Source organism: Gilliamella sp. B3482 (assembly GCF_026536805.1).
Classification (GTDB): Bacteria; Pseudomonadota; Gammaproteobacteria; order Enterobacterales; family Orbaceae; genus Gilliamella; species Gilliamella apicola_E.
Genome location: NZ_JAFNNL010000007.1, coordinates 40,087 through 66,260, shown reverse-complemented (window position 1 = coordinate 66,260; position 26,174 = coordinate 40,087). Strand labels below are relative to the sequence as shown.

The window sequence follows — 26,174 nt, the reverse complement described above, 5'->3', positions numbered from 1 at the left end:
AATTAATGTTCATTTAAGGTGTGTATTCTAAATGAAAATGCTTATCATTTGTAGTATTTTTTTAAATATGATTTAGCAATACTTGTTGCTTAAAAATATTTATCAGATAATAGTAAATAAATATCTCCCATTTGTAGTGGTTAGACTGATGAATAATCCATCGATAAAACAAATACTCGATCTAGTGCAAGATGATTTAGTTAAAGTTAATGAAGCAATACAAGCAGAACTTAGTTCTGATGTTGTACTAATTAATCAATTAGGGAATTACATCATTAGTAGTGGTGGAAAATGGATTCGCCCAGTTATTGCCTTGTTAATAGCTAAAGCGCTTAATTATCAGGGTGATAAACATATTATTACCGCAGCTTTTATCGAATTTATTCACACTGCAACTTTATTGCATGATGATGTTGTTGATGAATCTGATTTACGGCGAGGTAAATCAACCGCTAATGCGCTATTTGGTAATGCGGCAAGTGTCTTAGTTGGCGATTATATTTACACAAGATCTTTCCAAATGATGGTACGCACAGAATCATTCAAAGTATTGAAGATAATGTCAGAAGCAACAAATATTATTGCTGAAGGTGAAGTTCAACAGCTGATAAATTGCAATGATCCTGATATTACTAAAGAGCAATACCTACAAGTTATTTATCGCAAAACAGCAAGACTGTTTGAAGCAACATCGCATTCAGCAGCAGTATTAGCAGGAGCAACACCAGAGCAAGAATTTGCACTGCAAGAGTATGGAAAATACTTGGGTACCGCCTTTCAAATTATTGATGACTTATTAGATTATAGTGCGGATAGTAATCAAAAATTAGGTAAAAATTTGGGTGATGATCTCAATGAAGGTAAACCAACCTTACCATTATTGCATGCAATGCATCATGCTAATTCAGAAGATGCGACGTTAATCCGTCAAGCTATCGAGCAAGGTAATGGCAGGCATTTATTAGATCATATTTTAAAAGTTATGCAGTCGTGTGGATCTCTTGAATTTACTTTAAAAACGGCTCAACAAGAGGCCAATAAAGCATACAATGTTATTTCAATCTTACCTGATTCCCCTTATAAAAAAGCGCTACAAGATCTGGCTTTACTATCAGTAAAAAGGGATAACTAAACGTGATGTGATATTGAAAAAATATTATTTATACGATTCGTTTAATAATAAAGCTTTTAGCGAAATATCGTAATAATCTTAAATTGATTTTACGTTGCTTTGTAAACAAATTGCTTCCCTTAATATGCAATTACTTTAATCTAGGTAGTCATTATGCTCAAAAGATCTTGGCCTGTTTTTTTAATTTTTATTTCGATGATATCTGTGCAAGCAAGTGCTTCATTTGCTAAATACTTGTTTCCTGTACTAGGGCCTGAGGCGATGACAGCATGGCGGTTGTTTTTCTCAGCGATTTTATTGGTAATAATCTTTAAACCTTGGCGTAAAACTATTACTAAGTCAGCCATTAAATATATTATTCTGTATGGTGTCGCTATGGGATGTATGAATTTGGCTTTTTATAATGCCATATCTCGAATCCCAATAGGAATTGCTGTGGCAATAGAGTTAACTGGACCAATTATGGTTGCGATGTTTTCTGGACGCCGATTAACTGATTTTGTTTGGTTAGCTATTGCGATCATTGGATTGGTGATGTTGCTTCCTATTCATCAGGCTTCTAACGATTTGGATCCTATTGGTATATTACTAGCTTTATGTGCAGGAAGCTGTTGGGCTGGTTATATTGTTTTTGGGCGAAAAGCGGGTGAAATTTATGGTGCCTCAAGTGTTGCGGTAGGTTCGATTATTGCCTCAATATTACTCTTTCCTATTGGTGTATGGCACAGTGGTAGCACCATGTTTTCGATGGATCTGTTGCCTCTCGTTTTTGTCGTTTCATTATTGGCGTCTGCTATTCCATATGGCCTGGATATGATCGCTTTGCCACGATTACCCGCACAAACTTTTAGTACTTTGATGAGCTTGTCACCTGTATTTGCTGCGTTTTCTGGATTAATTGTTTTACACGAACAGTTAACTCATTATCAATGGATTGCTATTCTATTTATTATAGTTTCATCGATTGGTACTGTATTAACTATGCAGCGTCCAACTAAAATTAAAGCGCTAAATCGAGAAAATTGAGTTTATTGAAATACTATCGTGTAACTTTGCACGATAGTATTTTATTGAAAGAAAAGCGAAGTAAAATGTTATCTAGGTGGGAAGCCCATGCCTCCACCCATTAGACCTTTCATTTGGCGCATCATCTTCATCATGCCACCACCTTTCATCTTTTTCATCATTTTTTGCATATCTTCAAACTGCTTAAGCAGCTTGTTAACATCTTGCACTTGGGTTCCAGAACCATTAGCAATACGGCGTTTGCGTGAGCCTTTGATGATTTCGGGATTGGCTCGTTCTTTTAATGTCATCGAACCAATTATGGCTTCCATCTTGATGGTGATTTTATCATCCATCTGTGCTTTGATATGATCAGGAAGTTGACCAACGCCAGGTAGTTTAGCCAGCATAGCGCCCATTCCACCCATATTACGCATTTGTCGAAGTTGATCTTGGAAGTCATTAAAATCAAACTTATCACCTTTTTTGAGTTTTTTGGCGATTTTCTCTGCCTTTTCACGATCAACATTACTCTGTAACTCTTCAATTAAAGAGAGTACATCACCCATCCCTAAAATACGTGAAGCGATACGGTCAGGATAAAAAGGTTCTAATGCATCCGTCTTTTCACCCATCCCTAAGAATTTGATTGGTTTACCGGTGATATGACGAATCGATAACGCCGCACCGCCACGAGCATCACCATCCACCTTAGTTAAAATAACCCCGGTCAAAGGTAATGCGTCATTAAATGCTTTTGCCGTATTAGCAGCATCTTGCCCGGTCATGGCATCGACCACAAATAACGTTTCAATTGGATTGATTGCATCATGCAGTGCTTTGATTTCATCCATCATCTCGCTATCGACATGTAATCGACCAGCGGTATCGACAATAAGGACATCAAAAAATTGTAATTTAGCATGTGAAATTGCTTTGTTAACAATATCAATAGGTTTTTGATTGATATCTGACGGGAAGAACTCCACATCAATAGCTTTAGCTAGTGTTTCTAACTGTTTTATTGCCGCAGGGCGATAAACGTCGGCAGAGACAACTAACACTTTCTTTTTCTGTTTTTCTTTTAAAAATTTTGCTAGTTTTGCGACGCTGGTAGTTTTACCCGCACCTTGCAAACCTGCCATGAGAATGACGGCTGGAGGCTGGGTGGCTAAGTTAAGTGAACTATTAACTTCACCCATAGCTATAGTAAGTTCTGCTTGAACGATTTTGATGAATTCTTGGCCTGGTGTTAGGCTTTTATTAACATCTAAACCAACAGCTTTTTGTTTAACTTGGTTAATAAATTCTCGTACCACAGGTAGGGCAACATCAGCCTCAAGTAATGCCATACGGACATCACGTAGGGCATCTTTGATATTATCTTCAGATAAGCGTCCACGCCCACTAATATTGCGAAATGTCTGTGATAAACGGTCAGTTAAATTCTCAAACATGCTAACTCTCAACAAATGAAAAAATTTTCAACTATCATATCAGAAAATTGGCAGAAGTCCCATGATCATAAATTTACCATGACTTGACACCAAATTTGGTTCCTGTTGAAATGAGATGCATAACAAGATGAAAGGAGAAATCATATATGGTAAAAGTTGTTAATACCAACAAAGCACCAGCAGCAATAGGTCCTTATGTTCAAGGTGTTGATTTGGGCAACATGTTATTTGCATCAGGTCAAATTCCAATTAATCCAGCTACAGGTGAGATGCCAAGTTGTGTCAAAGAGCAAGCTAAACAAAGTTTAGCGAATGTAAAAGCAATTGTTACTGAGGCAGGATATCAAGTTAAAAATATCGTTAAAACGACGATTTTTTTAGCCGATATGAATGATTTTGCGGATGTGAATAGTGTCTATGAGGCATTTTTTACAGAGAATCAGGCAACATTCCCTGCTCGTTCTTGTGTGCAAGTTGCTCGCATTCCTAAAGATGCGAAAGTTGAAATAGAAGTTATTGCGGTTAAATAATCGACTTATAATTGTTAGCACCGAAAGGTGCTAATGAAGTAAAAAAAGTTGAGGAACGGGGTTTTTGAGGTTTTTTTTATTTAAAATCTCTTTTTTGACCATCTATTCTAACGTTTTATATCCAAATCAGTCTTTTAAACGGTCTATTTTAGTATCCTAAAATTATTTATATTTAAACTATTATTTAGTGATTGATTGCCAATTAAGTTGGTGCAATAATCTACAATTATCTATTGATATTTACTGATTTAATTAGGTTGGGAAAATGTTTGAAAAAGTAGAGTCGTACGCAGGGGATCCAATATTATCATTAGTCGCTGAATTCAATAATGATAAGCGCGAAAACAAGACCAATTTGAGTATTGGTTATTATTATGATGAAAATAGTGTGGTTCCTCAATTATCGTGTATTAAAACGGCTTGTGACTATATTTATCATCATCAACAAGGCGCACAACTTTATTTGCCGATGAGTGGCTTACCGAGTTATTGTCAGGCAATCCAATCATTGCTTTTTGGTGAAGATAATCCTGCTTTTCAAACAAAGCGGATAGCCACTGTTCAAACATTAGGGGGATCAGGTGCGCTGAAAGTCGGTGCTGACTTTTTATATCGTTATTTTCCTGATTCTCAAGTTTGGGTTAGTGATCCAACTTGGGAGAATCATATTGCCATTTTTAATGGCGCAGGATTTAAGGTAAATAAATACCCTTATTTTGATCCTCAGACTTGTGGCGTGAATTTTGATGCGATGCTTGAAACACTTAATACTTTACCCGCTAAAAGTATTGTGTTATTGCATCCTTGCTGCCATAACCCAACTGGTGCAGAATTAACAAACCAACAATGGGACAAAGTGATTGATGTTTTACAAAACCGAGATCTCATTCCATTTATGGATATCGCTTACCAAGGTTTTGGCGAAAGTATCGAAAGTGATAGTTATGCAATAAAAAAAGTGGCTGAGCGAGGATTGTGTGGGTTTATCAGCAATTCGTTTTCTAAAACTTTTTCACTTTATGGTGAGCGAGTGGGCGGTTTATCCGTTTTATGTGATAATAACCAAGTGGCTAATCGAGTGTTTGGTCAATTACAAGCAACGGTTCGTCGAAATTATTCTAGTCCTGCCGCTTACGGTGCACAACTTGTATCATACGTATTAAATAATGCTGAACTTAAAGCTTTATGGTTTAAAGAAGTCGAATCAATGCGTAATCGTATTGTTATCATGCGCTCAACATTAGTCGATTTATTAAAAACAGCAGCACCTAAACAGAATTTTGACTACCTACTTAAACAAAGAGGTATGTTTAGTTACACCGGTTTTTCTAAAGAGCAAGTCGCACAACTAAAAGATGATTTCGCTGTTTATTTGGTGGGCAGCGGGAGAATGTGTGTGGCGGGTTTAAATCACCATAATATACATCGTGTAGCAGAAGCATTTGCCACAATCAAATCATAATGTGACTAACTAGAGGAGAATCACATGTTACGTAAAGTATTTATTTTATTGGTAAGTATCGCGATGACAACACTTGTAGTAGGTTGTAACACGGTTAAAGGTGTAGGTAAAGACGTGCAATCAGGCGGTAAAGCTATTACCAATACTGCCGAAGATGTTAGTGAAAAATTGTAAATAATAAATGGGTTTGCTTATAGCTTCTTAAAAGCAAACAAAACCATATGTATCGACTATTTATTTTAGCATTTTTACTTGTAGGGTGTGGTTCGTTGAACTTTCGAACTGCACCTTTAATCATGGATAATTGCCAGTATCAAAATCGTTCTGGTGTTGAATTTAAGTTAAACCAACTTGAATCCAATCTTACACAATATCCCCATATTTATCTTTCACAAAGTCGAGCTAGTCGACACTTACCCATGAGTTATGCTGGCTTAAAAGGCAAATTAACAGGTCAAACTTTTGAGCGAGATTATCCAAAAGAGACTTTTTGGCGTAGTACTAATATATTTGAAAGAGCATCAATGTATGATGATGGTTATGATGATCTTTACATTAGCGCCAAACAGAAAGAAGAACGCGATCGTAAAGCAAAGTTTGTTGTTAAAGAAGCTGTGTTAGAAACGTGTCAAATTGTTTATATTTCCATTGATTCTTTAGCTAAAGACAGTGATAATTCGTCATTAATTAAATTTAATGATTTATCTATTATTAATTAAGGATCTTTATATGACGGATAATCCAAAACTTAAAGGATTAGGTGGCTGGCTTATAGTTGTTGCAATATTCATCGTATTTACGCTTGTACTAAATCTATTCACTATTGGCTTTATTGTAATGACTTTGAAGTTCCATGGGAGTGGTTTTATTAATCAAGTTTCTGACCAATATATTCCTAATATTAGTTGGATTTTATCTGTAGAAATAGGTCTAAACGCAATTTTAATTCTTTTTGCTATTTATTTGCTTTATCTTTTTTTTACTAAAAACTATAAATTTCCTTATTATATGCTAGGTTATCTAGTCACTTCATGTTCATTTCTTCTTTTGGACCAATATCTTTGTTATCATTATACTAAACTTCCGATCGAATCAAGAGAGATAGCTAAAACAGTAAAACAACTCATTTGGAGCGGTATTTGGGCTGCTTATATATTAAGATCAGAGCGAGTTGCAAATACCTTTGTTGAAGGACAATGTAAAAGTCATAACAATATAATTAATTAATTTATCATTTTATTATTTTAAGGAATTAAAATGCCATTAAATTTTGAATCATCTGCTAAAGGAAAAGTTAAAAAAGCAGTTATTCCTGTTGCTGGTCTTGGCACAAGAATGTTACCTGCAACCAAAGCGATTCCTAAAGAGATGTTACCTGTGGTTGATAAACCACTTATTCAGTATGTTGTCAAAGAGTGTATTGCGGCAGGGATAACTGAAATTATTTTTGTAACGCACTCGTCTAAAAATTCTATAGAAAATCACTTTGACACCAGTTTTGAGCTTGAAGCTATGCTTGAGGCCCGAGTTAAACGTCAACTTTTGCAAGAAGTACAAGGGATTCTGCCAAAAAACGTGACGATTACTAGTGTTCGCCAAGGATTAGCAAAAGGACTTGGTCATGCTGTACTTTGTGCTTATCCTTTAGTTGGTGATGAGCCTTTTGCTGTAGTATTACCGGATGTGATTATTGATGAGTATGATAGTGATCTTGCTCAAGATAATTTAGCGGCGATGATTAATAATTATCATAACACTAAACATAGCCAAATCATGGTCGAACCTGTACCAAAAGATCTTGTTTCATCTTATGGTATTGTTGACTGCCGTGGTGAAGAGTTATCAGCTGGTAATATAGCGCAAATGTATAGTGTAGTTGAAAAACCGTCAATAGAAGAAGCTCCATCTAACCAATCAGTTGTTGGACGTTACGTTTTATCTGAAAAAATTTGGCCACTTTTAGCTAAAACGCCTTTAGGTGCTGGTGGTGAAATTCAATTGACTGATGCAATTGCGATGTTACTTGATGAAGATCGAGTGGATGCATACTGTATTAAAGGCCGAAGCCACGACTGTGGAAATAAATTGGGTTATGTACAAACTTTTGTACAATACGCAATGCGTCACAAAAGTTTGGGTGATGATGTTAAAGCATGGTTAAAAACCATTTAATTTTGTTTTTCCGCTGATATAAAAAGACGCCAATTGGCGTCTTTTTGTTAATTAAATTAAACTGAAAATTATCTTTATTGTTAAACTTCAGACTGTTCATTATCCAAAGTCACATTAGGATCATTATAAATATCCATATTCATTAATCCAACTTCATGATCGGTTGCTATTGCAGCGGTCATTGATCCAGATACATTAGCTAACGTTCTGGCCATATCAATGATTGGATCGACGGCTAACACCATACCAATTAATGGGAAGTATTCAGCCATACCCATGCCTGAAAGTACGACAGTCGCTGCAACTGTTGCAGTGCCTGGAATACCAGCGATACCAATTGATCCGATAACTACCACAATGACTAGCATTATATAGAATTGAATATCAGTATTAATACCCACCATATGAGCAACCATAACCGCAAGTAAGGCTGGGAAAAAGCCAGCGCAGCCATTCATTCCCATTGTACTTCCGAGTGAGCCAACTAGATTCGCTGTACCTGTATTTACGCCCATTCTGACGGTCAATGTTGAGATAGTCATCGGTAATGTACCAACAGATGAGCGGCTAGTGAAAGCAAGTAACCATGTGCCAAGTGCTTTTTTGATAAATACGATAGGTGAAATTCCATGAAGCATGACAATCACAATATGCACAACAAGCATTATTATGGTTGCAAGGTAAATCGCTAATACAAAGCTTGATACATCAATAATTGCTGGGATACCGTTTGAAATAATTGTACGAGCAAGTAAAGCAATCACCGCATAAGGCATATATTTAATAATCGTCATGGCAATTGACATGATAATTTTATAGAGCGCCTCAATAAAGGTTTTAAAAAGAGCAATAGGTTGTGGATTCTTTTTTTCCATTCGGTTAGCGGCAAGTCCCATCAATGCTGAAAAGATAACTAAGCCTACAATATTCTCTTTTACCATAGAGCCGATGATATTACTTGGAATAAGATTCACGAAAGTGTCAATAATATTGGTATATTGTTTGGCGGTAGCCGTTTTGGTTGATGCTGAACTCAACTCACCTAATGATAATAAATTTGCTAAAATAATACCGACAATACAAGCGATGGCTGTAGTGAATAGTAACCAAAAAATTCCTCTGAATGCTATTTTCGGCAAATTGTCTTTACCAGAAAAATCAATAATCACTTTTACAATTGAGACAAAAATTAATGGAATCACTAACATGCGTATGAAGGCAATAAAGGCACGACCAAACAAACCATACCATGTTGCTGTTTCTTGCATCCAAACAGTTGAACTTTCTGGAAAACCGGCTGCAGCTTGAATACCTAAACCAATAACAGCACCAAGCACCAATCCGACTAACATTCTAATGGAAAAATTAACTTTTTTGGTTTGCATCGGTCGCATGACGGCAAAAAAGCAAAGCAGTAATAAACCAATCCCGATTAAAGTTTGATAATGGGTGATGGATAAGAACTTTTCGAAAAAAGTGCCCTGAAAAATGGCATCTGACATGTTTACCCCCAGCTTTTGGATAAAATTGAATTAATTTTTAATAATCTTTTATGGTTTGGATTAAAACCAAACCACATATTTTGAATTTTAATAATTTTGCAAATATTTGAGATATTTCAATACTATTTAGCAATGCCCCCAGCGATATTTAAAATATCCCATGGTCTTGAAAAAGGTGGTGCATATAAAAAGTCCATCATGGCTAATTCATCAATTTTCATATTAGCCCAAATAGCGGTGGCTAAACTATTCGTTCTTAATACAGCACCACTGCCCCCAGCAATCTGTCCACCTAATAAAATACGAGTTTCGGCGTGATAAATAAGTTTAGCCGTGACGCTAGTTTGCCCTTCAACATAGTTACTATGATTTTTATCTTTAACTACTACTGTTTTATATGGGATACCAGTTTTAATAGCTTGTTGTTCGGTTAATCCTGTTCGACCGGCTTCAATATCAAATACCCTTAATGCTGATGTCCCAAGGGTTCCTGGGAATTGATTGTTACCGCCTGCTAAATTGTCACCAACAATTTTACCTAATTTGTTCGCTCCGGTCGCTAATGGAATATAAGTCATTGATTGGCTAACGCGATGATGAAGCGCGACACAGTCGCCTGCAGCATAAATATCAGCTATGTTAGTTTGTCCATAATTATCAACGACAATTGCACCATTACTAAGAGTTTCAATATTAAGGTGTTTATAAACTTCGCTATTAGGCTTTACTCCTGTGGCAATAATGACAATGTCGGCGGGATATTTAGCTTTATCGGTGATAACATGAGTAACTTTTTGTTCACCTTCAAAACCTTGTACTTGCTCTTGTAGATGTAAATCACAATGTTGTTTTAGATTTTCTTCAATTATCTCAGTAAGTTCTGGATCGAAGGCATCGGTCAAAACTCTATCATCTAATTGAATTAATTTTACGTTTTTATTCAATTTTACTAACGATTCGGTTATTTCTAGCCCGATATAGCCAGCACCAATGACCACGACATTGGTATTTTGGTTTAAGGCTTTTTTTATTGCTAGACCATCATACATATCGCGTAAAGTGAAAATATTTTCCAGTTGTCTATTTTCTAAAGGTGGAATTATTGGTATCGCCCCAACGGAAATGAGTAACTTGTCATAATCATCGTCAAAGCAATTATTGTTTTTGATATCTTTGACGGTGACTTTTTTTAAATTAGGATCAATAGCGATAACTTCATGTAATGTTTTGATTTCAATGCCATCTTTAGCAAATTGTTCTGGCGTTCTGGATATCATTTCATTTTCATCGCCAAAATGATTGCCAATAAAATAAGGTAATCCACAAGCTCCAAATGAAACTATATCTGATTTTTCATAGATACAGATTGTCGCATTGGGTTCCCTTCTTTTGGCTTTTGCAGCAGCACTTGCTCCAGCTGCTTGAGCGCCAATGATGATTATTTTCATCGATAATTCTCCTTTGAGCGCAGATAATTTTTAACTATCATCCTAACACAGGTTATCATTTAGGTTAAATTAGTTGGTTATTTAGCTTTAATCGTAATCAATTTATGGTCAGTAGATAATATTTGGGATAGCGAGTTATCGTTAAAATAAGTTTTAATTAATCAAAAAAAGTTGAGGAACGGGGTTTTTGAAGTATATTTTTGATTAATTCCACCTGTAATAGCGTATCGTTTAAGGCTGGAATGTAATAAAACTGTTTACCGCCCGCATTTAAAAATATTTCTCGGTTTTGCTCATCAATTTCATAAAGTGTTTCAATGCAATCCGCCGAAAAACCAGGGCAGATAACATGAACATGTTCAGTCTCGGTTTTAGCTAGGTTTTCTAATATATCGCTGGTGTTTGGTTCAACCCATTTCCCTTTACCAAATTTTGATTGATAAGCCATTTTGATTGGTAAGTCGATTCCATTATCTTGGCATTTTTTTATCAATAACTGGGTTGTTAACTGGCATCTTTGCACATAGTCATCTTGCCGTTTATCAATATAGCGTTGAGGTATGCCATGATAGGAAAGAAGCAATACATCAGGTTGTCCTTGCGTTGAAAAAGCTTGTTGCACTTGTGAATAGAGCGCATCGATATAACTTTCATCATCTGCATAATCACGAATATAGTTAATCTTGAACGCAAAATCACGAGTAAGTTGCTTAACTTTATCTAATACCGCCTGAGTTGTAGTTGTAGAATATTGTGGAAATAACGGTAATAGTGTTACTTCATCACATGATTTTAAATTATTTAGTGCGGATTGTAAGCTCGGTTCACCATAGGTCATGGCTAATTCGCATTGTATATCCGGTAATGCTTGTTGTAATTGATTCATCAAGCGTTTACTGTAATGGAGTAATGGTGATTCCTCATTTATCCATATTTTTTGATAATGGTTAATGATGTAGGGAACGCGTCTAGGTAATACTAGGTATTTTAGTATTGGATAGCAAATAAAAGCAGGAAGATCGACAACATGACGATCGAGTAAAAACTCTGTTAAGTAAGAGCGAATTGCCTCTGGCGTTGCAGCACTTGGCGTACCTAAATTAACAATTAATACTCCCTGTTTGTTTTTCATCGGTTATCCTTATATGGTTCAAGATAGTGATGGATAACCTTAAGTAGGCGATTTAGTGCTCCTTGGTTTCTTTTTAATACTTGATATGCGTTTTCGCCCATTTGCTGACAACGATTGTCGTCATTCAATAAGCTGTTTACAGTTGAATAGAGTGAATCAGCTGTGCTGTCACATATCAACATACCATTAGCTTCAATTAACTGTTCACAAATCACTTTAAAGTTAAAAAAGTATTTACCGCTAATAATTGGAATATGGTGTAGTGCCGGTTCTAATGGATTGTGACCACCATGTTCAATTAAGCTACCGCCAACAAAAGCGATATTAGCTAAACCATAAAGTTCTAATAGTTCTCCCATGGTGTCGCCCAAAATCACTTGCGTCTGCTCAGTTGGGATTTGCTTCGTGCTTCGTTTGATATAATTTAACTTATTGTCGGAAATTAGTTCTTCAACAGTTTTAAAACGTTCTGGATGACGCGGAACTAAGATAAGTAATAAGTTAGAGTGATTTTTTAGTAGTCGTTGAAATGCTGATAAAATGATTTCATCTTCACCTGAATGTGTGCTCGCGGCTATAAGAACTGGTCGATGTAATTGCCATTGCTGTTTTAATTGCGCAAGACTTTGTTTATCAGTTAGTTCAATATCAAATTTAATACTACCGGTTACGGTTAAATGCTCTTTTGGCAAACCTAACGATAAAAATCGCTCTCCATCTTGTTCGTTTTGAGCGGCGACAGTGCTGATTTTAGTTAATAGTTTACTAATCGCTTTTCCTAATTTGTGATACCTATTGGCTGAACGTTCAGATAATCGCGCATTAGCAATAATTAATGGGATTTTTTGGTTATGGCATTGGCTAATTAAGTTTGGCCAAAGCTCGGTTTCCATGATTATGACTAATTTAGGTTTAACTGCTTTTAGAAAACGATGTATTGCACAGGGCAAATCATAAGGTAAATAGACATGGCTAACGCTATCTTTGAGTAGCGTCTTAACTTGTTTAGAGCCAGTAGGTGTCATTGTTGTAACGGTAATTGGTAACTGCGGATATTGTTTTTGAAGTGTTTTTATCAATGGAATTGCTGCGAGTGTTTCGCCGACAGATACCGCGTGAACTAAAATTCCACCTGATTTGACTTTATTTTTACAAAATCCATAGCGTTCTAACCAACGCTTACGATAATCTGGTGCTTTGCGACTGCGCCAAAGCAGTCTAAACCAGACAAGCGGTTGGATTAAATAAAGTAAAATCGTATATAAAATATTCATGATTACTCATTAGTTAGATTGAAAAAGTGTTCTCGGTAATAAAGTAATTCGGCGATTGAGTCGCGAATATCATCTAACGCTTGGTGAGAACTCTGTTTACTGATACCTTTTAATATTTCAGGTTTCCAGCGTCTGGCTAATTCTTTAATCGTACTGACATCTAAATAACGGTAATGAAAATATTTTTCTAGATTTGGCATATAATTAAACAGAAAACGTCGGTCTTGACCAATCGTATTACCACAGATTGGTGAACAGTTTTCGGGAACCCATTGTTTTAAAAACGCAAGAGTTTGTTGTTCAGCTTGTTGTTCTGAAACCGTACTTTGACGAACACGATCGATTAATCCTGACTTGCCATGCGTTTTTTGATTCCAATCATCCATAAGCGCAAGTTGTTCATCTGTTTGATGAATGGCAATGACTGGACCTTCAGCGAGAATATTTAAATTAGAATCAGTTACAATAGTTGCGATTTCGATAATGCGATCGCTATTTGGATTGAGGCCTGTCATCTCCAGATCAATCCATATCAGATTATTTGATAGAGTAGTCATAATTTGTGGTATAAATTTTCTTTTTAATGCTGAGTAGTGTAGCATAAGTACTAAACTGTTTGACCAAAAAAATTAGCAACCGTGGCAAAAAATCAACTTTCAAAAAATCAAAAAAGGCGTATGGCCGCTAAGCATCAACAACGTTTAGAAACTAAGATGGATGAAAATCTATCAAATTTCTCTGCGCCTCGTGATGGGGTGGTGGTAAGTAGGTTTGGCAAATCAGCGGATGTTGAAGATAATGCTGGGATTATTTATCGATGTAGTATTCGCCGTACTTTACCGTCATTAGTGACGGGAGATAAAGTATTGTGGCGTGAGAGTTTGGAACCGAATACTAATGGTATTATTGAAGCAGTTCATCCTCGTCATTCCGAGTTAGTACGGCCTGATTTTTATGATGGAGTTAAGCCTGTTGCAGCAAATGTCGATCAAATTGTTATTATTTCAGCCGTTTTACCTGAATTATCGTTTAATATCATCGATCGGTATTTAGTCGCTTGTGAGGCGACGAAAATTAAACCTATTATCGTATTGAATAAAATTGATTTACTTGATGAGCAAAAAAAACAAGAAATTGAGCAACAGTTTCTTATTTACACTAAAATTGGTTATCAGGTTTTATTTGTTTCATGTCAGTCACAACAAGGTATTGAACCTTTACAGAAGGTTTTAGATGGTAAAATTTCTATTTTAGTTGGTCAATCAGGTGTCGGTAAATCCAGTATCATCAATTTACTATTGCCTCACAACCAAGCTACGCTAACTGGTGAAGTATCTGAAATATCTGGGCTTGGCCAACATACCACAACTTCAACTCGGCTTTATCATTTACCTAATGGCGGGGATATCATTGATTCACCAGGAATTCGTGAGTTTGGTTTATGGCATTTAGAGCCAGAGCAAGTTATTGCTGGTTTTGTTGAATTTGATGATTATTTAGGAGGTTGCCAATTTCGTGATTGTAATCACTTAGATACACCTGGATGTTTACTCCAGAAAGCTGTTGCACAAGTCGCGATTGCACCATCAAGGTTAGATAATTATCATCGAATATTACAGTCAATGCGCGAAGTCAAAGCGAAAACCAATAAAAGTTATAAATAATTGCTTTTGGTTAGAAGGTTTTATTTTTGAACTGTTGAGGCTTATTGCTCACAACATGACTTGTGAGCAATAAAATGAAATTTAAGATCTATGATTTTTTAGTGCAAAACCAATTGCAATATAAGCAAAGCCTTGGAAAACTAAATCTATACCTAAAAACATTCCTAATACCCAAACGCTATCATATGGCCAGCCTGCCATTAACATAAGTCCTAAAATGATGTTAATCACCCCAGAAAAGACGACCCATCCCCAACGAGGTATGTTGCGGTTGCTCATTGCAGCAAAAATTTGAGTAAATCCACTAATCGTCAATAATAAAGAAATTAATAATGTTAATGCGCTTGAGACCGCGATCGGTTGGAAAAACGACATAGCGCCAATGAAGATATATAAAATCCCCATGATTGCCCATAAAGCAGTTTGGCCAAATCCTTTGATGTTAAAAGAGTGGATTACTTGGATAATCCCTGCGATAAAAAGGAGTGAACCGATAAAATAAACAGAAAAAACGGTGGCTATGAATTGATACCCTAATGCCAAGCAACCGAGAATAATTAAAACTATACCAATAATAATAAACCAATTTGATTTTTGTTTAAAACTTTGAATAGTGTTTTCATTAGCTATCATATTTATTTCCTGTTGTTAATGTAATGTATTAAATGAACACCATCTTTCTGAGTTAATCTTGACTCATATGAAAAAGGGAAGTGTACATAGCTGATAAAAAATACTTAGTGAAAACTCGGACGATTTACTTTCACTAAGTATAATATTTAATCAATATAATAAAATCAATTTTGATATTAAATTTTATCTTTCAGTGCTTCATCTAAAGTTGAATAAAACATTAATTTATTTGATACAGGTACAATTCTCGCCCGAGCTAAGGTTTTTAATGGTTGGAATTGCAATTCGCAAATAGATAGATCAACTGACTCTGGTAATTCATCAATAAAATGGATAAGTGCATTTAAGCCTCCTGCATCTAGGATAGGTACCGCATCCCATTGTAAAACAATATGTTGATAACCATTGATTTTTTGGTATAACTCTAAAAAAGTCCGTTCAGCAGCCGCAAAGAATAATGGACCATTAATTCTTAGCACTAACGTCTTTTCATTGCTTTGGTTCAATTCGACCAAACGAGTCATACTAGCAATACGACGCATAAACAAGATTGAGGCTAATACAATTCCAAGCGTAATAGCGATTACCATGTCGAATAATACGGTAAGGGACATGCAAATAAGCATGATCATGATATCGTCTTTAGGTGCGCATTTAATAATGTAGATAACGCGTTGAATGGCACTCATATTCCATGCAACAATTAATAATAATGCTGCCATAGCTGATAATGGAATAAATGATAAAAGTGGGGCAAAACAGATAAGTGCCAATAATACGATTAATGAATGCAATACGGCGGCAATTGGCGATGTTGCGCCCGCTTTGACATTTGCCGCTGAACGCGCAATAGCCGCTGTTGCTGAAATGCCACCAAAAAATGGCGCAATGATATTTCCTAAACCTTGGCCAATCAGTTCGCTATTTGAATGATGTTTGGTATGGGTCATTTCATCTAATACAACTGCGCATAGTAGTGATTCAATCGCACATAACATAGCCATCGTTAATGAGATTGGAATTAAAGCGGTTATTGTTGACCAATCCCATGTGAAACTTGCATGTTCCCATGGTAAGATAAATTCTGGTAAAACAGGCGGAATACCATGACCAACAGTGTTATCGGCTAATGTATAAGTGAATCGTGAACCGATTGTTTCGATTTGATAGCCAAATTGATTGAATACTAACATGGTTAGTATGCCAGCAATTAAAGCCGGTAAATGGCCAGATATTTTTACTCGAAATTTTGGCCACATGATTAAAACAATCAGTGTAACTAAGCCAACAAAGGTATCTGCGATATTAATGGTTGGAAAAGCTTTAACTAGTTCAATAACTTTATTAACATAATTTTCTGGCATGTGTTCTAGCGTTAAGCCAAAAAAATCTTTTATCTGCATGGTGGCGATGGTTATTGCAATACCAGAAGTAAAACCTAGCACCACTGGTAGAGGAATGTATTCGATTAATCGACCTAAACGAATTACACCCATCAATATTAAAAAAATGCCTGAAAGTAGAGTGGCAATTAATAGACCTGATAAGCCAAATTGTATGGAAACAGGATATAGAATGACCACAAACGCCGCAGTTGGGCCGGAAACACTAAAACGTGATCCTCCAGTGAGAGCTATCACGAAGCCTGCTATAATTGCGGTATAGAGGCCATGTTGAGGGGCAACACCACTTGCAATAGCTAAAGCCATAGCAAGCGGGATAGCAATAATGCCAACCGTTATTCCGGCAATTAAATCTTTAAGAAAACGAGTTGTGTTGTAAGGAGTATTTATGCATGCAGATATAAACGCACAGCTTATTTTAATACCAGAAAGGCCATATAATTTCATTATGTTTTAAAGCAGTTAAATGAGTTATAAAAAGTAGCTAATAAGATAATCTTTTTTTAAAAAATTGAAAGAGTATTCTAAAAATAATTGTATGATTTTCAGTTAAATTATGTGATTAATGGTATAAAATGCTTTAAAAGCACGCTCTTGTTATTTTGCTCTTATATTATTAGGTAGGAGTCATTATGTCTTTTATAAAACAATCTTTTTTTATCCAATTTTTAATCTTAGTCATCAGTTTACTGATGTTTTCACCATTAAGTTTTGCAGAAATGATAACATCAGGTTCAAAGACCGCGTATCAGTATGATAAACAACAGACTCCTGCACCAGATGGATATCAAGCATTTTATATTGATCATATTGGTCGGCATGGTTCACGTTATATTAGTAAACCTAAATATGAAGATATTGCTTATAACGTATTAATTTTAGCTGATAAAAATAATCAATTAACCGAAATGGGAAAATCATTATTAAGGCAAATTATTCGTATTAAAGCATTGAATAAAAATCATTATGGTCAGCTTACTGATCTTGGTCGAAAAGATATTAGTTTAATTAGTCAACGCATGTTAGCCAATAACCCAACGGTTTTTAAAGGACAAAAAATCGAAGTGATATCATCAACCTCACCAAGAGCTAAAGAAACAGCAGAAATTTTTATTAAAACATTTAAAAATAACTATTCTGATATCAATATTTATCAACAACCAGAAGATCAACAAACTCTATTACGTTTTTTTGAATATTCTCCGACTTATAAAGAATATAAAAAGAGTAAAAGTGTTAAAAATGCCTTAAAATCGCTAGAAAATTCGACTAAAACAGTAGAGATGAGTCAAAATGTTGCAAGTTTGATATTTACTCAAGGCTTTTGTAATGAGTTGAATAATGGGATTTCTTTACCTGAAAAATCTTCAATTAAAACAGCAGATTTTGTCATTGCAGTTTATCAACTTTACCAGGAGTTATTATCATTTTCTCCTGAAATTTTAGCTGATAACCATCTTGATTTTAGCCTTTATTTCACTAAAAATCAGTTATCATGGTTTGACACGGTAGTCACTTCTAAAAATTTTTTACAAATTGGTCCAGCGTTTGATGCGAATGGTATCCAGATTAAAATTGCTGCGCCATTATTGTTGGATATGTTAAAAACAGCTGATAAGGCAATAACTGATAAAAATATTGATGCTAATTTACGGTTTGCTCATGCTGAAACTATTTCGCCATTAGCAACATTGCTTGAACTTGAAGGCACTTATACTGCTGTTAACTCAGTCGCGGATTATCCATTCGTTTGGCAAGCAGAAAAAATTATTCCTATGGGCGCTAATATTCAATGGATTTTTTACCAAAGCAATCAACCCCATCAACCCATTTTAATCAAAGTGATGTTAAATGAAAGAGAAGTGCATTTACCATTGAAAACCGATAATTATCCGTACTACCGTTGGGACGAGGTAAAACAGTTTTATAAAAATAAGCTGAGTAAACTAGGTTTTACTGATAATAACGCATCTTTAGAATGGCTAAATAAAGTAAAATAATTTTTAAACTTGTAGCCAAAAAGTTACGGGTCCATCGTTAATAAGAGAAACCTGCATGTCAGCGGCAAATTGTCCAGTTTGTGTCTCAATTTGTTGCTGACATTGTCTAACAAAAAATTGATAAAGTTCATTAGCTTTATCGGGTGGAGCACCTTTTGTGAAACTTGGGCGCATACCTTTTTGAGTATCAGCGGCCAGGGTGAATTGAGAAACAACCAACAATTTTCCATTTATTTGCTGAACATTGAGATTCATTTTGTCATTAATATCACTGAAAATACGATAGCCGAGTACTTTTTCACTCAAGCGTATTGCTTTTTGCTCGTTGTCATCTTGTTCAACACCGAGTAAAACAAGTAATCCCTGATCGATTTGACCAATAATTTGATTATCAACAGAAACCGATGCTTGTTTTACACGTTGGATTAAGGCAATCATAATTTATATTATTCCAGTTAAGATTGGGGCTTTAATAGCGCTTTTTGTTGTTTATTATAGTCAGCGAGTGTTGCTGCAAATTCGGCGCCAAACAAAACAATACACCATGAGCAGTAGATCCAAACTAACATAATGGGAATTGAGGAAACTACCCCATAAATAAGTTGATAAGTCGGAAAAGAAGTAACATACAGCGCAAAAGCACGTTTACCAATTTCGAATAATATTGCTGCAACTAACGCACCAACTGCTGCTTCTTTAAATGGAATTGATTCGGTTGGAATAATGCTGTAAAGCAACCAAAAGCCAACAACCGATATGATAAATGGTAAAGTACTTAGTAGGAGATCACCACTAGCTGCATTCGATAACCATTTTAGGGAAAATATATAAGAACTTACTGCAACACTTGAACCAACTAAAATAGGACCTAATGTTAAAATTGTCCAATACATGGTTAAATTATACATGAATGAGCGTTTGCGTTTGGTTTGCCAGATACGGTTTAGTGCATTATTAATAGAGTTAATAAGTAGTAATGATGTTATTATTAAACCGATAATTCCAATAAATGTCATTTTTTTTGTATTGGCAATAAATTGTTCTAGGTAATTTTGAATGGTGTCACTTGCAGTAGGGACAAGATTGCTATAAATGAGCTGTTTTAATGATTGGCTAACTTCATTAAACATAGGAAACGCAGAAAGTAAAGAAAACACAACAGTTATTAATGGGACTAATGCAAGTATTGTCGTATAAGCTAGTTCTGCCGAGGATGAGGTTAAACGATCATGATTTATACGAGACCATAACATTACCAAAAAGGTCTGTATATGCTTAAGTATATTCATAATATATCTTATTTAATTAGAAATAATACAGTTATTAATTCCATTCGTTTTTAAAGTGTTTAATGCTTTTTGCACATCACCTTTATTTGTATAAGGCCCAACGGTAACTCGATATAACTGCTGACTTAAAGATATGTTACCACTAATACCGGTCATTGCCAAAGATGCTTTTAATGTATCTGCATTTGTTTTATCTTTAAAAGCACCACATTGTAGTAACCATTTATTATTATCATTACTTGATGATATAGTCGATGTGGTCGTGGTGTTATTCATAAAGCTATCTAATATTTGTTGCCGTTCACTTGCCATTTTATTTGAGTTGCTACTAGCATTTGGTGTTTCCAATTCTTTAAGGTAAGTCCAGCGTTCTTGTGGTTTTTCCGGCAGGGTTATTGCTGGAGATTCAGTTTTGACTTTTGGTTTTTCAACTGGTTTTTCAGAAGAATTGGTTGAAAGATAATATAGAATAGAAGAAAACAAAATAATAATGATGATTGCAAGGAATATCATTAAAGATGGGAATAATCGTGACTTATTTTTTTTAGCTTTTCCTTTTGATTGGCTCTTTTTTCTTACATAATCACGCTGAACCACAATACGCTCTCTTTTCTTTTATTCACATAAATTTAAATAATAGTATATAAATAAAAAAAGTGGCTTACACCACTTTTTTTTAATTTTCTTTAACTCTATTGTCAACAGATTAGAAAATTAAGCTAATGCTTTAATCTGTTTAATTAAATTCGCTTTATGACGTGCTGCTTTGTTTTTGTGGATTAGACCACGAGCCGCTTGACGGTCAACAACTGCTTGCATGTCTTTGAATGCTACTTCAGCTGTTTGTTTATCACCAGCTGCTACAGCTGCGTAAACTTTTTTAATATAAGTACGCATCATTGAACGGTTACTAGCATTATGTTTACGGCGTTTTTCGGACTGAACCGCACGCTTCTTAGCTGATTTGATATTAGCCAAAGTCAACTCCCAAGTTTAGATAAAAAATACATATTAATAAGGCGGGGAAATATGCCTGATTTTCTTTCTATTGTCAATGCTGTTACATAAAAAAATTTCCTATATAGTATAAATAACTAATTTCTACTAAATGTTTACTATATAACCGATAATGGATGTAACCTAAAAAGAAATTTTATGTTAGAATAGCAAAAATTTTATTGTTTTTATATTTAAAAGAGGAAGTCTCATGTCTATCATTAGAATGCAAGATCTTGATCTAAAAGGGAAACGTTTATTTATTCGCTCAGATCTTAATGTGCCGGTCAAAAATGGTAAGGTTACTTCTGATGCTCGAATTAAAGCATCATTACCGACTATTGAAGAAGCCATTAAAAAAGGCGCTAAAGTAATGGTTACTTCTCATATTGGCCGTCCAACTGAAGGCGAATATAACCCTGAGTTCTCTCTACAACCAGTGGTTGATTATTTAAAAGAACATGTTTCTTTCCCTGTTCGTCTAGTAAAAGATTATCTTAACGGTGTTGACGTTAAGGAAGGCGAACTAGTTGTTCTTGAAAACGTACGTTTTAATGTAGGCGAAGGTAAAGATGATGAAACTTTATCTAAAAAATATGCAGCACTTTGTGATATCTATGTAATGGATGCATTTGGTACTGCTCACCGTGCTCAAGCTTCAACTCATGGAGCTGGTAAATTTGCGCCAGTTGCTTGTGCCGGTCCATTATTAGCAGCTGAACTTGATGCTTTAGGTAAAGCGTTAGATAATCCAGCTCGTCCAATGGTTGCGATTGTTGCTGGTTCTAAAGTATCAACAAAATTGACTGTTCTTGATTCTTTATCAAAAATCGCTGACCAAATTATTGTTGGTGGTGGTATCGCAAATACATTCATCGCAGCTGAAGGCTATAATGTGGGTAAATCACTTTATGAAGCTGATTTAATTCCTGAAGCAAAAAAATTAATGGCTAATTGTCATATTCCAGTTCCTACTGATGTTCGTGTAGCAACAGAGTTTAGTGAAACTGCGATAGCTACTGAAAAATCAGTTGCTGATGTAAAAGAGAATGAACAAATTCTTGATTTAGGTGATAAATCAGCTGAAGCATTAGCAGACATTATCAAAAAAGCCAAAACTATATTATGGAATGGCCCTGTTGGCGTATTTGAGTTCCCTAATTTCCGTCGTGGTACCGAGATTGTTGCTAAAGCAATTGCTGACAGCCAAGGTTTCTCAATCGCAGGTGGTGGTGATACATTAGCTGCAATTGATTTATTTGGTATTGAAGATAAAATCTCTTATATTTCAACTGGTGGTGGTGCCTTCCTAGAGTTTGTAGAAGGTAAAAAACTTCCTGCTGTTGCAATGCTAGAAGAGAGAGCAAAAGCGTAATAATTTTCTATATGAAGGATGAGCCAATCACTCATCCTTTAATTTTTATATAAATAAATCTATAGGTATTAAAATGGCTACAAAGATTTCTGATGTCGTTAAACCTGGTGTTGTAACCGGTGATGATGTTCAAAAAGTGTTTCAAGTTGCTCGTGAAAATAATTTTGCATTACCAGCTGTTAACTGTGTTGACACTAATACAATTAATGCAGTAATCGAAACTGCGGCTAAAGTTGGTTCTGCTGTTATCGTTCAATTCTCTAATGGTGGTGCTCAATTCATCGCAGGTAAAGGATTGAAATTAGATGGGCAAGAAACTGCTGTTTTAGGTGCAATTTCTGGCGCTAAACATGTTCACCTTATGGCTGAAAAATATGGTGTGCCAGTTATCGTTCATACCGACCACTGTGCTAAAAAACTTCTTCCATGGGTTGATGGATTACTTGACGCAGGTGAAGCTCACTTTGCTAAAACGGGTAAACCTCTATTCTCTTCTCACATGATCGATCTTTCAGAAGAATCTTTAAAAGATAATATTGATATTTGTTGTCAATATCTTGCTCGTATGTCAGCAATGAAAATGACATTAGAATTAGAGCTTGGTTGTACTGGTGGTGAAGAAGATGGTGTTGACAATAGCCATATGGATAGTTCAGCACTTTATACTCAACCTGAAGATGTTGCTTATGCTTATGAGCGTTTAAGTGCAATTAGCCCACGTTTCACTATCGCAGCTTCATTCGGTAACGTTCATGGTGTTTATAAACCAGGTAATGTTAAATTAACGCCAAAAATTTTAGATAACTCTCAAAAATATGTATCTGAGAAATTCAATTTACCAGCTAAATCATTGAACTTTGTGTTCCATGGTGGTTCTGGCTCTACTCCTGAAGAAATTGCAGAAGCAGTAAGTTACGGTGTTGTTAAAATGAACATCGATACTGATACGCAATGGGCAAACTGGGCTGGTGTTTTAGAATATTACAAAGCAAATGAAGCTTATCTTCAAGGTCAATTAGGTAACCCTGAAGGCGTTGATGCTCCAAATAAAAAATATTATGATCCACGCGTATGGTTACGTAAAGGTCAAGAATCTTTAGTTGCTCGTTTAGAACTTGCATTTAAAGAACTTAATGCGATCGACGTACTTTAATATCATTCATTATTATATAAAAGCAGGGCTATTCCTGCTTTTATTTTATCCGCTAATAAAAAGTCTTGCATTTTTGTATTAGTTGTAGGATAATTTCGCCCTCATTTAACTTAGGGGAGCTGTCTATTGATTAATAGAAGCGTTTGCACCCGAGAAAAAGGAAACTAAAATGGCAAAAAAAGTACAAGCCTACATCAAGTTGCAAGTTGCAGCTGGTGCAGCAAATCCTAGTCCACCAGTTGGTCCAGCACTTGGTCAACATGGTGTTAACATCATGGAATTCTGTAAAGCATTTAACGCTAAAACAGAAAGCATGGAAAAAGGTCTACCTATTCCTGTTGTTATTACAGTATATTCTGACCGTTCATTTACTTTTGTAACTAAGACTCCTCCTGCGGCTGTATTATTAAAGAAAGCAGCTAAAATCAAGTCTGGTTCTGGTGAGCCTAATAAGAAAAAAGTAGGTAAAGTAACAAGCGCTCAAATTCGTGAAATCGCTGAATTAAAAGCTGCTGATATGAATGGTGCAACTATTGAAACGATGATGCGTTCTATTGAAGGTACTGCTCGTTCAATGGGCTTGGAAGTGGAGGGTTAATTCATGGCTAAATTATCTAAGAAAGCTAAACTTATCCGCGAAAAAGTAAACGCGACTAAACAATATGAAATCAATGAAGCAATCGCTTTATTAAAAGAATTTGCTACTGCTAAATTTACTGAAAGCGTTGATGTTGCAGTTAATTTAGGTATTGATTCACGTAAATCAGATCAAAATGTGCGTGGTGCTATCGTTCTTCCTCACGGTACTGGACGTAGTGTACGTGTTGCTGTATTTACTCAAGGAGCAAACGCTGATGCCGCTAAAGAAGCTGGTGCTGAATTAGTTGGTATGGATGATCTAGCGGATCAAATCAAAAAAGGCGAAATGGACTTTGATGTTGTTATTGCATCTCCAGACGCAATGCGTGTTGTTGGTCAATTAGGTCAAATTTTAGGGCCACGTGGTTTAATGCCAAACCCTAAAGTTGGTACTGTAACTCCTAACGTTGCTGAAGCAGTGAAAAACGCTAAAGCTGGTCAAATCCGTTACCGTAATGATAAAAATGGTATTATCCATACTACTATCGGTAAAGCTGATTTCGATGCAGATAAGCTTAAAGAGAATTTAGAAGCATTACTTGTTGCATTAAAACGTGCAAAACCAGCATCTTCAAAAGGTGTATTTGTGAAGAAAGTTAGTCTTTCTACTACAATGGGCGCTGGTGTTGCTATCGACCAAGCAACTTTAAATGCATCTGTTTAATTAATTGTTAAACAAAGAATCGGTTGGTGTCTGGCCTTAACCAGACCCCGTCCAAGACCGTAGGTGTAATTGATATTTAATTACTTAATCTTCCTACGTAGACGGTGACAGAACCTGATAAGATATAATACAGGCATTCTGCTCATCGTGATTGTGCTAACTACATTTGTAGTTAGTTTAAATAATTCTAGGCTTTGCCTAGTTTAATCCAGGAGCAATACCAATGGCACTAAATCTTCAAAATAAACAAGAAATTGTTGCTGAAGTTAATGAAATCGCCAAAGGTGCGCTATCTGCAGTTGTAGCTGACTCTCGTGGCGTAACTGTAGAAAACATGACTGCATTACGTAAATCTGCTCGTGAAGCTGGTGTTTATATGCGTGTTGTTCGTAACACCTTATTACGCCGTGTTGTTGAGGGAACTCAATACGAGTGCTTAAAAGATTCGTTTGTTGGTCCAACTCTAATTGCATTTTCAAATGAGCACCCAGGTGCTGCTGCGCGTATTTTTAAAGCGTTTGCAAAAGAAAATGATAATTTTGAGATTAAAGCCGCAGCCTTTGAAGGTGAGTTAATTACTGCAGCGAACATTGATCGCTTAGCAACATTACCTACTTATGAAGAAGCATTAGCTCGCTTGATGTCAACCATGAAAGAAGCCGCAGCTGGCAAATTGGTTCGTACTCTTGCAGCGGTTCGCGATCAAAAACAAGCTGCTTAATAGCTCTGTGATTGTGAATTTTATTAATTAAAAAAATGTAAATTTGGGAAACTATATTATGTCTATCACTAAAGAACAAATTTTAGATGCAGTTGCAGAAATGTCTGTAATGGATGTTGTTGAACTTGTATCAATGATGGAAGAAAAATTTGGCGTTTCTGCAGCAGCAGCTGTAGCAGTTGCAGCAGCTGGTCCAGCTGAATCAGCTGAAGAAAAATCTGAATTTGATGTAATCTTAAAAGATGTTGGCGCTAACAAAGTAGCTGTTATCAAAGCAGTTCGTGGTGCAACAGGATTAGGCTTAAAAGAAGCAAAAGACCTTGTTGAATCAGCTCCAGCAACAGTTAAAGAAGGTGTTAGCAAAGCTGACGCAGATGAACTTAAAAAGGCACTTGAAGAATCTGGTGCAGTTGTCGAACTTAAGTAAGTTTATCAATAGCAAGCTAAACGGCTGGGGGTTTTATACCTCCAGCCTTTTTGCGCTGTAATAAGTCAAATAATTTTATTTGAAGATTATCAATAA

General features: G+C 35.7%; 28 protein-coding genes. 16 read left to right on the top strand and 12 right to left on the bottom strand.

Annotated features, from left to right (window positions below):
* Nucleotides 1-148: 148 nt before the first annotated feature.
* Nucleotides 149-1,132 carry an octaprenyl diphosphate synthase gene (ispB, locus tag J3U18_RS10720; protein WP_267354028.1) on the top strand — a complete coding sequence of 328 codons (984 nt, stop codon included), beginning with the start codon at nt 149-151 and terminating at the stop codon, nt 1,130-1,132.
* A 153-nt stretch (nt 1,133-1,285) separates the two neighbouring features.
* Nucleotides 1,286-2,158 carry an EamA family transporter gene (locus J3U18_RS10715; protein WP_065735224.1) on the top strand — a complete coding sequence of 291 codons (873 nt, stop codon included), beginning with the start codon at nt 1,286-1,288 and terminating at the stop codon, nt 2,156-2,158.
* Nucleotides 2,159-2,226: 68 nt separating this feature from the next.
* Here the strand turns inward: J3U18_RS10715 and ffh are convergent, their stop codons facing one another.
* Nucleotides 2,227-3,594 carry a signal recognition particle protein gene (gene ffh, locus J3U18_RS10710; protein WP_267337659.1) on the bottom strand — a complete coding sequence of 456 codons (1,368 nt, stop codon included), beginning with the start codon at nt 3,592-3,594 and terminating at the stop codon, nt 2,227-2,229.
* A 146-nt stretch (nt 3,595-3,740) separates the two neighbouring features.
* Here ffh and J3U18_RS10705 point away from each other — a divergent pair, with 146 nt between their 5' ends.
* The 6 genes from J3U18_RS10705 to galU all read left to right on the top strand — a co-directional run bounded on the left by J3U18_RS10705 (nt 3,741) and on the right by galU (nt 7,758).
* Nucleotides 3,741-4,124: a RidA family protein gene (locus J3U18_RS10705; RefSeq protein WP_065735223.1), complete on the top strand. Its 384-nt coding sequence runs from the start codon at nt 3,741-3,743 to the stop codon at nt 4,122-4,124.
* Between the two features lie 265 nt (nt 4,125-4,389).
* Entirely contained in the window at nt 4,390-5,586 is a 1,197-nt protein-coding gene (locus J3U18_RS10700; protein ID WP_267354026.1) for an aromatic amino acid transaminase, read from the top strand.
* 63 nt (nt 5,587-5,649) lie between these two features.
* A complete protein-coding gene (locus J3U18_RS10695) occupies nt 5,650-5,760 on the top strand; it encodes an entericidin A/B family lipoprotein (RefSeq protein ID WP_370632592.1) in 111 nt (36 codons plus the stop codon).
* Between the two features lie 95 nt (nt 5,761-5,855).
* Entirely contained in the window at nt 5,856-6,305 is a 450-nt protein-coding gene (locus J3U18_RS10690; protein ID WP_267339171.1) for a hypothetical protein, read from the top strand.
* 10 nt (nt 6,306-6,315) lie between these two features.
* Entirely contained in the window at nt 6,316-6,813 is a 498-nt protein-coding gene (locus J3U18_RS10685) for a DUF2569 domain-containing protein (protein ID WP_267354024.1), read from the top strand.
* A gap of 30 nt (nt 6,814-6,843) precedes the next feature.
* On the top strand, nt 6,844-7,758 hold the full coding sequence (gene galU, locus J3U18_RS10680) for a UTP--glucose-1-phosphate uridylyltransferase GalU (protein ID WP_267354023.1): 915 nt from the start codon (nt 6,844-6,846) through the stop codon (nt 7,756-7,758).
* 80 nt (nt 7,759-7,838) lie between these two features.
* Here galU and J3U18_RS10675 read toward each other — a convergent pair whose 3' ends face one another.
* From J3U18_RS10675 to orn, 5 genes are all read right to left on the bottom strand, one after another.
* Nucleotides 7,839-9,260 carry a cation:dicarboxylate symporter family transporter gene (locus tag J3U18_RS10675; protein WP_267337653.1) on the bottom strand — a complete coding sequence of 474 codons (1,422 nt, stop codon included), beginning with the start codon at nt 9,258-9,260 and terminating at the stop codon, nt 7,839-7,841.
* A gap of 122 nt (nt 9,261-9,382) precedes the next feature.
* Entirely contained in the window at nt 9,383-10,708 is a 1,326-nt protein-coding gene (locus J3U18_RS10670; RefSeq protein ID WP_267354022.1) for a CoA-disulfide reductase, read from the bottom strand.
* Between the two features lie 157 nt (nt 10,709-10,865).
* A complete protein-coding gene (gene hemH, locus J3U18_RS10665) occupies nt 10,866-11,840 on the bottom strand; it encodes a ferrochelatase (protein WP_267354021.1) in 975 nt (324 codons plus the stop codon).
* Nucleotides 11,837-13,114: a lipid IV(A) 3-deoxy-D-manno-octulosonic acid transferase gene (waaA, locus tag J3U18_RS10660; protein WP_267354020.1), complete on the bottom strand. Its 1,278-nt coding sequence runs from the start codon at nt 13,112-13,114 to the stop codon at nt 11,837-11,839. Before waaA ends, hemH begins: the two co-directional genes overlap by 4 nt.
* Before the next feature lie 2 nt (nt 13,115-13,116).
* Nucleotides 13,117-13,671: an oligoribonuclease gene (gene orn, locus J3U18_RS10655; RefSeq protein ID WP_416380417.1), complete on the bottom strand. Its 555-nt coding sequence runs from the start codon at nt 13,669-13,671 to the stop codon at nt 13,117-13,119.
* Between the two features lie 81 nt (nt 13,672-13,752).
* Here orn and rsgA point away from each other — a divergent pair, with 81 nt between their 5' ends.
* Nucleotides 13,753-14,778, top strand: coding sequence for a small ribosomal subunit biogenesis GTPase RsgA (gene rsgA / locus J3U18_RS10650; protein ID WP_267354018.1), 1,026 nt, complete (start codon nt 13,753-13,755; stop codon nt 14,776-14,778).
* An 81-nt stretch (nt 14,779-14,859) separates the two neighbouring features.
* On the opposite strand, the gene J3U18_RS10645 is transcribed toward rsgA, so the two are convergent.
* Both J3U18_RS10645 and dauA read right to left on the bottom strand, forming a co-directional pair.
* Nucleotides 14,860-15,411, bottom strand: coding sequence for an HdeD family acid-resistance protein (locus tag J3U18_RS10645; RefSeq protein ID WP_065561805.1), 552 nt, complete (start codon nt 15,409-15,411; stop codon nt 14,860-14,862).
* A 176-nt stretch (nt 15,412-15,587) separates the two neighbouring features.
* A complete protein-coding gene (gene dauA, locus J3U18_RS10640; RefSeq protein WP_065735213.1) occupies nt 15,588-17,261 on the bottom strand; it encodes a C4-dicarboxylic acid transporter DauA in 1,674 nt (557 codons plus the stop codon).
* A gap of 185 nt (nt 17,262-17,446) precedes the next feature.
* Here dauA and J3U18_RS10635 point away from each other — a divergent pair, with 185 nt between their 5' ends.
* Nucleotides 17,447-18,814, top strand: a complete 1,368-nt coding sequence (locus J3U18_RS10635) for a histidine-type phosphatase (RefSeq protein WP_267354016.1) — start codon at nt 17,447-17,449, stop codon at nt 18,812-18,814.
* Nucleotides 18,815-18,817: 3 nt separating this feature from the next.
* Here J3U18_RS10635 and dtd read toward each other — a convergent pair whose 3' ends face one another.
* The 4 genes from dtd to rpsT all read right to left on the bottom strand — a co-directional run bounded on the left by dtd (nt 18,818) and on the right by rpsT (nt 21,081).
* Nucleotides 18,818-19,252, bottom strand: coding sequence for a D-aminoacyl-tRNA deacylase (gene dtd / locus J3U18_RS10630; RefSeq protein WP_065561808.1), 435 nt, complete (start codon nt 19,250-19,252; stop codon nt 18,818-18,820).
* A gap of 17 nt (nt 19,253-19,269) precedes the next feature.
* Nucleotides 19,270-20,103 carry a virulence factor BrkB family protein gene (locus J3U18_RS10625; protein WP_267354014.1) on the bottom strand — a complete coding sequence of 278 codons (834 nt, stop codon included), beginning with the start codon at nt 20,101-20,103 and terminating at the stop codon, nt 19,270-19,272.
* Between the two features lie 12 nt (nt 20,104-20,115).
* Complete coding sequence (locus tag J3U18_RS10620; RefSeq protein WP_065735209.1) at nt 20,116-20,700, bottom strand: SPOR domain-containing protein; 585 nt, start codon at nt 20,698-20,700, stop codon at nt 20,116-20,118.
* A 117-nt stretch (nt 20,701-20,817) separates the two neighbouring features.
* Entirely contained in the window at nt 20,818-21,081 is a 264-nt protein-coding gene (gene rpsT, locus J3U18_RS10615) for a 30S ribosomal protein S20 (RefSeq protein ID WP_025316521.1), read from the bottom strand.
* 229 nt (nt 21,082-21,310) lie between these two features.
* On the opposite strand from rpsT, the gene pgk reads away from it, so the two are divergent.
* From pgk to rplL, 6 genes are all read left to right on the top strand, one after another.
* Nucleotides 21,311-22,474, top strand: coding sequence for a phosphoglycerate kinase (gene pgk, locus J3U18_RS10610; RefSeq protein WP_267354012.1), 1,164 nt, complete (start codon nt 21,311-21,313; stop codon nt 22,472-22,474).
* Nucleotides 22,475-22,547: 73 nt separating this feature from the next.
* Nucleotides 22,548-23,627, top strand: coding sequence for a class II fructose-bisphosphate aldolase (gene fbaA / locus J3U18_RS10605; protein WP_065561812.1), 1,080 nt, complete (start codon nt 22,548-22,550; stop codon nt 23,625-23,627).
* Nucleotides 23,628-23,796: 169 nt separating this feature from the next.
* Nucleotides 23,797-24,225, top strand: coding sequence for a 50S ribosomal protein L11 (gene rplK / locus J3U18_RS10600; protein ID WP_034884321.1), 429 nt, complete (start codon nt 23,797-23,799; stop codon nt 24,223-24,225).
* Nucleotides 24,226-24,228: 3 nt separating this feature from the next.
* Nucleotides 24,229-24,930, top strand: a complete 702-nt coding sequence (rplA, locus tag J3U18_RS10595) for a 50S ribosomal protein L1 (RefSeq protein WP_065561813.1) — start codon at nt 24,229-24,231, stop codon at nt 24,928-24,930.
* A 223-nt stretch (nt 24,931-25,153) separates the two neighbouring features.
* Nucleotides 25,154-25,651: a 50S ribosomal protein L10 gene (gene rplJ / locus J3U18_RS10590; protein ID WP_065561814.1), complete on the top strand. Its 498-nt coding sequence runs from the start codon at nt 25,154-25,156 to the stop codon at nt 25,649-25,651.
* Between the two features lie 58 nt (nt 25,652-25,709).
* On the top strand, nt 25,710-26,078 hold the full coding sequence (gene rplL, locus J3U18_RS10585) for a 50S ribosomal protein L7/L12 (RefSeq protein WP_065561815.1): 369 nt from the start codon (nt 25,710-25,712) through the stop codon (nt 26,076-26,078).
* Nucleotides 26,079-26,174 lie beyond the last annotated feature (96 nt).

Bases quoted from the DNA above. Each gene is read 5' to 3' on its own strand.
- ispB (WP_267354028.1), top strand. From the start codon at position 149: ATGAATAATCCATCGATAAAACAAATACTCGATCTAGTGCAAGATGAT.
- J3U18_RS10715 (WP_065735224.1), top strand. From the start codon at position 1,286: ATGCTCAAAAGATCTTGGCCTGTTTTTTTAATTTTTATTTCGATGATA.
- ffh (WP_267337659.1), bottom strand. From the start codon at position 3,594: ATGTTTGAGAATTTAACTGACCGTTTATCACAGACATTTCGCAATATT.
- J3U18_RS10705 (WP_065735223.1), top strand. From the start codon at position 3,741: ATGGTAAAAGTTGTTAATACCAACAAAGCACCAGCAGCAATAGGTCCT.
- J3U18_RS10700 (WP_267354026.1), top strand. From the start codon at position 4,390: ATGTTTGAAAAAGTAGAGTCGTACGCAGGGGATCCAATATTATCATTA.
- J3U18_RS10695 (WP_370632592.1), top strand. From the start codon at position 5,650: ATGACAACACTTGTAGTAGGTTGTAACACGGTTAAAGGTGTAGGTAAA.
- J3U18_RS10685 (WP_267354024.1), top strand. From the start codon at position 6,316: ATGACGGATAATCCAAAACTTAAAGGATTAGGTGGCTGGCTTATAGTT.
- galU (WP_267354023.1), top strand. From the start codon at position 6,844: ATGCCATTAAATTTTGAATCATCTGCTAAAGGAAAAGTTAAAAAAGCA.
- J3U18_RS10675 (WP_267337653.1), bottom strand. From the start codon at position 9,260: ATGTCAGATGCCATTTTTCAGGGCACTTTTTTCGAAAAGTTCTTATCC.
- J3U18_RS10670 (WP_267354022.1), bottom strand. From the start codon at position 10,708: ATGAAAATAATCATCATTGGCGCTCAAGCAGCTGGAGCAAGTGCTGCT.
- hemH (WP_267354021.1), bottom strand. From the start codon at position 11,840: ATGAAAAACAAACAGGGAGTATTAATTGTTAATTTAGGTACGCCAAGT.
- waaA (WP_267354020.1), bottom strand. From the start codon at position 13,114: ATGAATATTTTATATACGATTTTACTTTATTTAATCCAACCGCTTGTC.
- orn (WP_416380417.1), bottom strand. From the start codon at position 13,671: ATGACTACTCTATCAAATAATCTGATATGGATTGATCTGGAGATGACA.
- J3U18_RS10645 (WP_065561805.1), bottom strand. From the start codon at position 15,411: ATGATAGCTAATGAAAACACTATTCAAAGTTTTAAACAAAAATCAAAT.
- dauA (WP_065735213.1), bottom strand. From the start codon at position 17,261: ATGAAATTATATGGCCTTTCTGGTATTAAAATAAGCTGTGCGTTTATA.
- J3U18_RS10635 (WP_267354016.1), top strand. From the start codon at position 17,447: ATGTCTTTTATAAAACAATCTTTTTTTATCCAATTTTTAATCTTAGTC.
- dtd (WP_065561808.1), bottom strand. From the start codon at position 19,252: ATGATTGCCTTAATCCAACGTGTAAAACAAGCATCGGTTTCTGTTGAT.
- J3U18_RS10625 (WP_267354014.1), bottom strand. From the start codon at position 20,103: ATGAATATACTTAAGCATATACAGACCTTTTTGGTAATGTTATGGTCT.
- pgk (WP_267354012.1), top strand. From the start codon at position 21,311: ATGTCTATCATTAGAATGCAAGATCTTGATCTAAAAGGGAAACGTTTA.
- fbaA (WP_065561812.1), top strand. From the start codon at position 22,548: ATGGCTACAAAGATTTCTGATGTCGTTAAACCTGGTGTTGTAACCGGT.
- rplK (WP_034884321.1), top strand. From the start codon at position 23,797: ATGGCAAAAAAAGTACAAGCCTACATCAAGTTGCAAGTTGCAGCTGGT.
- rplA (WP_065561813.1), top strand. From the start codon at position 24,229: ATGGCTAAATTATCTAAGAAAGCTAAACTTATCCGCGAAAAAGTAAAC.
- rplJ (WP_065561814.1), top strand. From the start codon at position 25,154: ATGGCACTAAATCTTCAAAATAAACAAGAAATTGTTGCTGAAGTTAAT.
- rplL (WP_065561815.1), top strand. From the start codon at position 25,710: ATGTCTATCACTAAAGAACAAATTTTAGATGCAGTTGCAGAAATGTCT.